Here is an 8,168-nt window from a genome sequence, read left to right on the forward strand (position 1 = left end):
AGAGCTTCGCGGTGACCTGCTACGACCCCGACGCGCCGACCGGTAGCGGTTTCTGGCACTGGGTGCTGGTGAACCTGCCGGCCAGCGTCACCCAGTTGCCCAGCGGGGCGGGCGGCGCGGCGGGCGCCGACCTCGGCGGGGCGTTCTCGGTGCGTAACGACTACGGCGACCAGGGTTACGGCGGGGCGGCTCCGCCCCCCGGCGACCGCCCGCACCGGTACGTCTTCGCGGTGCACGCCGTGGACGTCGAGCGCCTCGACCTGACCCCGGACGCCACCCCCGCCTACGTGGGCTTCAACCTCACGTTCCACACCCTGGCGAGAGCGGTAATCCGCCCCACGTACCAGATCAAGGAGTAACCGCCGCCCAGCCGCCGCGATCTTGCACTTTCTGTCCCGACTTTCTCGACATAAAGGGCATAGCGACGACCGAAAGCGCAAGATCGCGCGGCGATGGGGTCAGGAGGGGACTCTGGCCACGGCGAAGACGGACTGGCCGAAGGGTGGGAGGACCAGTTGCTCGGCGGCTTTGGTGGCGGGCAGGACGAGGGTGTCGTACACCTTGACCATCGGGCCCTCCTTCGGCATCAGCCGGAAGACCTTGGTGGCCATGAAGTAGCCGATCAGCCCGAGCGCGTTCGCGTAGTGGATCTTCTCGACGGTCAGGCCGGCGTCGGCCATCGCCGCACCGAGCGTCTTCTTGGTGTAGCGGCGGACGTGCCCGGTGGCGATGTCGGCCGGACCCATCGCGAACTGGAACGCGGGCACGATGATGATCACGGCGCCGCCGGGTCGGACCAGGTCGCGCATGCTCCGCAGCGCGCCCACGTGGTCCTCGATGTGCTCCAGGACGTTGTACGAGACCGCGGCGCTGTAGTCGCCCCGGCCGTTGTGCGGCAGCAGCATCTGCCGGACGTCGATGTTCGGACGGTCGGCGAGGCGCTCCTTGAGCTGCACCAGCCGGTCCGGGTCGGCCTCGGTGGCGGTGAACCGGGGCAGCCGCTCTGACCATTCCAGCGCGTAGTCACCAAGGCCGCTGCCGATCTCGATCGGGTCGTCGCCGAGGTACGGCACGGCCAGCTCGATGAACCAGCGACGGTGGTTGACAGCGGTTGCCAGGCCTTCCAGCACCTCGGACTGCACGCGCTGATCCCCAGTGATTTCTGCCATGCGTCGATTCCTCACGATATGAACTCGACCCGTGCCTGGACCGACAGAGTGAATCATCCGCTGGGACGGCAGAAGAATCGGGGCATCGGGGTGGCCGAATTGTGGTCGGGGGGGTGGATTCGTGATCGGCGGTCGGCGAACCCGGCACATAGTACGGCAGTACCCCGAAACATGTCACGGCGGTGCCATGCGCTGACTACCCTATGAATTGTCATGACTACTCCTGAATCGGACGTGCCCAGCGGCAGCGACGGCCCGGCCGCCGCGCCGTCGGCGGAGGGGGCCTCCGGTGCCGTTCGGCCTTCCCGCAGGGGGAAATGGGCGGATCTGGCCGCAGTGCTGAGCTTCGTGGTGCTCGGCTTCTGGGTCACCGGTCGACTCTGGCTGGACCCGGGCAGCGATGTGCGGGACAACCAGTCCGACCAGTCGCAGTTCGAATGGATGATGGCCCACGGAGCGCGAGTAGTCACGCACTTTGCGTATCCGTTCCATTCCAATCAGATGAACGTGCCCGACGGCGTGAATCTGATGGCCAATACGTCCGTATTATCCATTTCATTGCCAATGACGCCGATCACCCTGCTGTTCGGGCCGCGCGCGTCATTCCTGGTCTTTCTCACCGTCGGCATGATTGCCACCGCCACGGCCTGGTATTTCGTGCTCTCCCGGGTCCTGATCGGCAGCCGGGGACCGGCCTGGCTGGGCGCCGGCTTCTGCGCGTTCGCACCGGCGATGGTGTCGCACGCCAATGGTCACCCGAACATCGTGTCGCAGTTCGTCGTCCCGTTGATCATCTGGCGCACGCTACGACTCGGCGAACCGGGCCGCTGGCTGCGCAACGGGGTCCTCCTCGCGCTCGTCATCGTCTGGCAGGCATTCCTCAACCTGGAGATCCTGCTGATGACCGCGATCGGGCTCGGCGTGGTCATCGGTGTGCTCGCCGTCGGCCGCGCGGACATCCGGTCACGGGCCCGGTCCTTCCTCGCCGGCCTGGCCGTCGCCGCCGGGATCGCCGCGCTCCTGCTGGCGTACCCCCTGTACGTGCAGTTCTTCGGCCCGGACGCGTACTCCGGGCTGTCCCGCCTGATCCGCGGCTACTCCAGTGACCTGGCCTCGTTCGTCGCGTACTCCCGGGAGTCCCTCGCCGGGAACGCGCGCACCGCAGCGGGCCTGGCCAAGAACCCGACCGAGGAGAACAGCTTCTTCGGCTGGGCACTGGTGGTGCTGGTGATCGCCCTGGTCTGGTGGTTGCGTCGCTCGATAGTGGTGCTCGCGCTGGCCGGGCTCGGGTTGCTCTTCGCGGTGCTCTCACTGGGTCGGGAGGTCCGCTTCAACAACCGGGGTACCGGTGTGCCGGGCCCCTGGGCGGCGTTGGAGAACCTGCCCATCCTGCACTCGGTGGTGCCGACGCGCTGGGCGTTGGCGATAACCCCGATCATCGGGCTGCTGCTCGCCTACGGCGCCGAACGGGCCCGCGAGTTGGCGTACGCGCACCCGGTGGCCCGGGGACAGATCCGCTTCGTCACCGCCACCATGCTCACGATGGCCCTGTTGCCGATCGTTCCCACCCCGCTGCCGGTGGCCCGCCTCGACCCGATCCCCACCTTCGTGACCAGTGGGGCCTGGCGTCCGTACGTGAGCGGTGGGCGCAGTGTGGTCACCCTGCCGTTGCCGGACACCACGTACGCGGAGCCGCTGCGCTGGTCCGCGTCGACCCGGCTGGACATGCCGCTGGCACGGGGCTACTTCCTCGGCCCGGACACCCGCCCGAACGCCGACCCGCCGAAGGTCGCGCTGTTCGGCGCGGTTCCGCGCCCCACCAGCAACTTCTTCGCCACCATCCGGCGCACGGGCGCGGTGCCGCCGATCACCCCGCAGAGTCGGGTCCGAGCGGTCGACGACCTGCGCTACTGGCGGGCTGGGGTGGTGATCCTCGGGCCACACGAGCACGAGGCCGCGCTGCGTCGGGGGATGACCGAGCTGACCGGGATCGAACCGGTCTTCACCGGTGGGGTGTGGGTGTGGGACGTCCGGTCGTTGACCGACTGAGCCGCGCCGGCCCAGCCCTTACCTAACGGACGCAGCAGCCCTGGCAGACCTTCGGCCGGGGCAGGGTGAAGGCGAGGCAGCAGGTACGCCGCTGCACTGTCGGCTCACCGGTCGGCCCGGGCACCAACTCGATCAGGTCGGTCAGGTCGAGTGCGCCGAGCAGGGTCTCGATGCTCTGCACCGTGGAGCCGGGCAGACCGTCGGCGGCCCGCAGGATGCCGTGCGCGATGCCGGAGGCGACCGAGCCGAGCAGCGTCCGGGTGCCCACCCGGACCTCGGACTGGATCGCCGTGATGAGCGGCGCCAGATGGGCGTCGAGCAGTGACGCGCGCAGTGCGGCGAGTAGCTCCGCCTCGTCGGCGACGACCCGCACCTCCGGCAGGCCGGCGAGCGCCAGCGGGTCGTTCGGCAGCACTGCCACCGTGGTGCCCCGCCGCAGACCCATGGTGAGCAGCTGCCGGTGGTCCTCGAAGTGGATCAGGAGGTCGGCCGGATCGAGCAGTGGCACCCGCCGGGCGGAGGCCCAGCCGAGCACGACCGGCAGCGCGGCCCAGTAGCTGTACGACTTCCAGGCCAGTGCCGCGCAGGCGTGCGGGGTGCCGCCCCAGCGGACGGCGGCGCCGTTCAGCAGCTCCGGCAGTCGGCTGCCGTCGATCAGGGTGGTGGCGGGCGACCAGCCGAACTCGTCCTCGACCAGCAGACCCCGGGCGAGGCCGGGGAGGTCGTCGGTGCCGAACATGGCCCGAAGCGCAGCGGTGACGGGAGCGAGCGGCGTGGTGGCGGCCTCCCACCTCGGCATCACCGCTGTCACCTGAGTCGTCCCCTGTCTCTGTGACCGAGGAGTGCGCCCCGGCGGACGAACGAGTGCCGTCCTGAGCTAAGGCTAGCCTAACCAGACCTGCGACCGTAAGGGAAGGCTCACCTTGGTCCAATCCCGGAGGCGCAGGTCACTCCGCATCCGGCGGGTGTGACGCCTCGGCTACTACCCGGAGCCGATGCTGGGAAACGCCGCCACACGGCTGGTGTCTTCGGTGAATTGTCAAGCGGTGTGTCGAAAAGATGCCACATGAGTGTGTGCTCGGGCACGGAACGTGAAACTTATATCCCCGGCCACGAGGAAGCTGATGACGACCTCACCCCTCGAACGGGCTGCCGACTCCTTCGCGGCCGAACTCGCCCGGCAACGGACCGGGCGCGGGCTGTCAAAGAAGCAACTGGCCGTTCTGATGGGGTTCGACCCGTCCTACGTGAGCCACGTCGAGGGGCGCCGGCACCGCCCCACCGAGGACTTCGCCCGCCGAGCCGAGGCCGTCCTGGAAGCCAGCGGCGCGATCTGGCAACGCTTCCGGGAGTACGACGACCTACGGCACGCCCGGGTGGGCCAGCCGCACCGCGGGCCGTACCTGCCGGGACAGTGGCTGCCACCCGGCACCGGGCTGGTCGTGGAACGGGAACTGGCCACCCTCACCCACACCGAGGACGGCTACCGGTGCGTCATCCGCCGGGAGCTGTACAACGCCGGCCTTGAGCCGGTCACCCGCTACCTGGTCCGGGTCGCCGTCGACCGCTACCCGAACGACCCCGGCCGCTCCAACCGGCACCACCGGGAGCACCCCCTCACCTTCGCCGAGCTGCAGATACAGGCCCGCCGGGACGACGGCGGCGGGGACCCGGAGCCGATGCACTGGCGGGCCAAACACGACCGGGACGCGTTCAAGGAGATCTGGCTGCTCTTCGAGAACGGAGAGCGGCGCTTCCCCCTCTACCCGGGTGACCGGGCCACCGTCGAGTACGCGTACAGCGTCGGGCACGAGAAGTGGGGCCTCTGGTTCCAGCGAGCCGTCCGGCTGCCCACCCGGCAGCTGGCCGTACGCCTGGACCTGCCGGCGGCGCTCGACCCACAGGTCTGGGGCGTGGAGACCTCGCTCAGCGCGGAGGAGGGCCCGCTGCGGACGGCCCCGCAGCGTCACGACGAGGACGACCGGGCGATCTACGACTGGCAGACCGACGACCCGCCGTTGAACGCCCGCTACCGGATGCAGTGGCGCTTCCGGGCCCGACCGGACACCGAACCGGACGTCGGACCCGGCGCCACCCGGGTCCGACCCAGCGACCGGATGCGCGGCCTCGGCGTGCTGCAACGCGGCGCCGATCTGCTCCGCCAGCGTGCCCGCCCGTTCGATCTGCCCAGTGAGGAACGGGGGGCCCGGGCCGTTGTCGACCGGCTCACCGCGATCCTGACCCGGTTGGACGAGCTGCACCCGTTCAGCAAGGGAGTGGGGGTCGCCGCCCCGCAGTTCGGCATCGACCGGGCGGCAGCGGTGGTGCGGCCCCCCGACCGGGCGGCGGAGCCGGTCGTGCTGCTCAACCCCCGGGTGGTCGACGCCGACCTGGAAACCGACGAGCAGTACGAGGGCTGCCTCTCCTTCTTCGACCACCGAGGCCTGGTGCCCCGACCGCTGCGCCTGGACGTGGAGCACGCCCGGTGGGACGGCAGCCGGATCATCACCTCGTTCGAGTTCGGCATGGCCCGCCTTGTCGCACACGAGGTCGACCACCTGGAGGGCCGGCTCTACGTGGACCGGATGGCACCCGGCGTGCCGTTGGTGCCGGTGGAGGAGTACCGCGAGACCGCCCACCCGTGGAGTTACTGACCGACGAGGGACCGGGGCGCGTGCCCCAGGGGGCAGGGGCACGCGCCCCGGTGTGGGGGGAGGAACGTCTAGAGGTCACCGAAGGTGTCGTAGCGGATGCGGGGCGGCGGCACGTCGTCCGCGGCGAGCACCCGCAGGGTGGACCGGACCATCCGGGCGGCACCGGAGACGTAGCAGTCGTGCGTGGTCCACGGGCCGTACCGGGCCACCACGTCCGGGATGTCGCCCTGCTCGCCGTCGAAGTCCGGGTCCTCACTGCACGCCGGGGTGACCGACAACCACGGGTGTACGGCCACCAACTCCTGCAACGCGGCCAGGCCGTACAGGTCGGCCGCCTGCCGGGCACCGTAGAAGACGTGCACCCACCGGGTCCGGTTGAAGGTGGCCAACTCCTCCACCAGCGCCTTGATTGGTGCCAACCCGACGCCGCCGGCCACGCAGAGGATGTCCCGTTCCGAGGCGCGGTCCACCGTCATCGACCCCATCGGCGCCGCCAGGCGCAGCAGGTCACCCGGCCGCACCCGCCGGACCAGCGCGCCGGACACCCAGCCGGCCCCGGGAGACCGCACGTGGAACTCCAGCACGTTGTCGTCGTTCGGGGCGTTCGCCACGGAGTAGTTGCGCCACACCCGGGGGTGGTAGCGGGGCACCTCCAGGCTCACGTACTGCCCCGCCTGCCAGCGCAGCGGATGCTGCAACGCCCGGCAGGTCAGCACGGCGGTGTCCGGGCCGTACCGCTCGTGGGTCAGCACCTCGGCGTGCCAGAACGGCGGGTCGTCGTCGGCGGCCGCGCCGGCCACCATCAGGGCGGCGATCGCCGCGTACGCCTCCCGCCACGCCTGGTCGTACTCCAGGTTCCAGCCGTCACCGGCGATGCTGCGCAAGGCGTCCAGCAGCGCGGTGCCCATCGTCGCGTAGTGCTGCTCGTCGACGTGGTACTTACGGTGGTCGCGACCCAACGCCCGGAGGAACTCGTCGAAGCTCTCCGGGTCGTCGACGGTGTGGATCGCCGCGATGATCGCTTCGAGCAGGCGGTCGCCCTGGCCGGTCATCTGCACCGGGAAGAGCTGCCGCAGGGCGGGGTCGAGCAGGAACAGCCGAGCGTAGAAGTGACCGCTCAACCGGACCCGGTCGTCCTCGACCAGGGCCCAGCTCTCCTTCAGCAACCGCGCGAGGTTGTCCACGGGCGCTCCTTCTCCAGACGGCAACGGATCGGGCGCCCATAGAATCTCCACGGAGAGTGTCGACTGGTCGCACAGAATGTGCGATCGGCTCATGCTGGCCGGTCGGCCATGTCACCGCCGCCGCCCGTCGGGCAGAGTGGTGCGGTGACCGTTGAGCTGACCCGCCCGGTGTCCCGCCGACTGCTGGGCACCGAGACGCTGCTGGTCCTCGGCCTCTCCCTCGGCCAGTCCGCGATCTACGCGGTGGTGTCGATCATCGCGAAGTTGACCGCCGACGGTCCGCTCTCCAAGCAGACCGCCTCGTTGAACACCTCGGCGTCGGCCCGACCCTGGCTGGACCTCACGTACCAACTGCTCGGCATCGTGTTCGCGCTGCTGCCGGTGCTGCTCGCCGTACACCTGCTCAGCCGTGACCCCGGCGACCCGGCGCGGACCCTCGGCCTGGACGCCCGGCGGCCCGGCCAGGACGTGGCGCGCGGTGCCGGCCTGGCGGCGCTCATCGGCCTACCCGGGCTGGCGCTGTTCTGGGTCGCGGCCCACCTGGGCCTCAACGCGACGCTGGTGCCGGCCGCGCTGCCGGATGTGTGGTGGGCGGTCCCGGTGCTGATCCTCGCCGCCGTGCAGAACGCCGTGCTGGAAGAGGTGATCGTGGTCGGCTACCTGGCCACCCGGCTGCGCCAGCTCCACTGGCGGCTGGCCGCGATCATCGCGGCCAGCGCGCTGCTCCGCGGCTCCTACCACCTCTACCAGGGCTTCGGCGCGTTCGTCGGCAACGCCGTCATGGGTGTGGTGTTCAGCCTCTTCTACCTGCGCACCCGGCGGGTGATGCCGCTGGTCATCGCGCACACACTGCTCGACGTGTTCGCCTTCGTCGGCTACGCGCTGCTGCCCCGCGAATGGTTCGACTGGCTCTGACCGGTCAGCCCCGACCGGGTCGATAGACGGCCACCGCCCGGGCCGCGAGCCGGTCGGCCGCCGCCGCGTCACCCAGCGCCGCCGCGAGCACCGCCGCCCCCGGCAGCAACCGGGCCACCAGCCGCAACGCCACCCAACCACCGGCCAGCGCGGTGAGCGGCGCGGCCAACCGCGCGGCCGCCTCCGCCGCCCGAGGC

At 70.4% G+C, this 8,168-nt stretch carries 7 protein-coding genes and 1 pseudogene; 4 read left to right on the top strand and 4 right to left on the bottom strand.

The window, feature by feature from the left end; translation table 11 throughout:
- The coding region (locus KBX53_RS14235) for a YbhB/YbcL family Raf kinase inhibitor-like protein (RefSeq protein ID WP_210859703.1) at positions 1-359 on the top strand (359 nt) is incomplete at its 5' end.
- A gap of 99 nt (positions 360-458) precedes the next feature.
- On the opposite strand, the gene KBX53_RS14240 is transcribed toward KBX53_RS14235, so the two are convergent.
- A complete protein-coding gene (locus KBX53_RS14240) occupies positions 459-1,169 on the bottom strand; it encodes a class I SAM-dependent methyltransferase (RefSeq protein ID WP_030331601.1) in 711 nt (236 codons plus the stop codon).
- A 213-nt stretch (positions 1,170-1,382) separates the two neighbouring features.
- Between KBX53_RS14240 and KBX53_RS14245 the strand changes: the two genes are divergently transcribed.
- Complete coding sequence (locus tag KBX53_RS14245; protein WP_210859705.1) at positions 1,383-3,218, top strand: hypothetical protein; 1,836 nt, start codon at positions 1,383-1,385, stop codon at positions 3,216-3,218.
- A 22-nt stretch (positions 3,219-3,240) separates the two neighbouring features.
- Here KBX53_RS14245 and KBX53_RS14250 read toward each other — a convergent pair whose 3' ends face one another.
- Positions 3,241-4,017: an IucA/IucC family C-terminal-domain containing protein gene (locus KBX53_RS14250; RefSeq protein ID WP_030331597.1), complete on the bottom strand. Its 777-nt coding sequence runs from the start codon at positions 4,015-4,017 to the stop codon at positions 3,241-3,243.
- 325 nt (positions 4,018-4,342) lie between these two features.
- Between KBX53_RS14250 and KBX53_RS14255 the strand changes: the two genes are divergently transcribed.
- A complete protein-coding gene (locus KBX53_RS14255) occupies positions 4,343-5,872 on the top strand; it encodes a peptide deformylase (protein WP_030331595.1) in 1,530 nt (509 codons plus the stop codon).
- 68 nt (positions 5,873-5,940) lie between these two features.
- Here KBX53_RS14255 and KBX53_RS14260 read toward each other — a convergent pair whose 3' ends face one another.
- On the bottom strand, positions 5,941-7,056 hold the full coding sequence (locus KBX53_RS14260) for a globin domain-containing protein (RefSeq protein ID WP_210859707.1): 1,116 nt from the start codon (positions 7,054-7,056) through the stop codon (positions 5,941-5,943).
- A gap of 144 nt (positions 7,057-7,200) precedes the next feature.
- Here KBX53_RS14260 and KBX53_RS14265 point away from each other — a divergent pair, with 144 nt between their 5' ends.
- Positions 7,201-7,971 carry a CPBP family intramembrane glutamic endopeptidase gene (locus KBX53_RS14265; protein ID WP_210859709.1) on the top strand — a complete coding sequence of 257 codons (771 nt, stop codon included), beginning with the start codon at positions 7,201-7,203 and terminating at the stop codon, positions 7,969-7,971.
- 4 nt (positions 7,972-7,975) lie between these two features.
- On the opposite strand, the pseudogene KBX53_RS14270 reads toward KBX53_RS14265, so the two are convergent.
- A pseudogene (locus tag KBX53_RS14270) lies at positions 7,976-8,168 on the bottom strand (hypothetical protein); the annotation flags it as partial.

It is taken from the genome of Micromonospora sp. M51 (assembly GCF_018070305.1).
In the GTDB taxonomy this organism is placed as follows: domain Bacteria; phylum Actinomycetota; class Actinomycetes; order Mycobacteriales; family Micromonosporaceae; genus Micromonospora; species Micromonospora parva.

Excerpts from the sequence above, each read along its gene's own strand:
- KBX53_RS14245 (WP_210859705.1), top strand. The coding sequence starts at position 1,383 with ATGACTACTCCTGAATCGGACGTGCCCAGCGGCAGCGACGGCCCGGCC.
- KBX53_RS14240 (WP_030331601.1), bottom strand. The coding sequence starts at position 1,169 with ATGGCAGAAATCACTGGGGATCAGCGCGTGCAGTCCGAGGTGCTGGAA.
- KBX53_RS14250 (WP_030331597.1), bottom strand. The coding sequence starts at position 4,017 with ATGCCGAGGTGGGAGGCCGCCACCACGCCGCTCGCTCCCGTCACCGCT.
- KBX53_RS14255 (WP_030331595.1), top strand. The coding sequence starts at position 4,343 with ATGACGACCTCACCCCTCGAACGGGCTGCCGACTCCTTCGCGGCCGAA.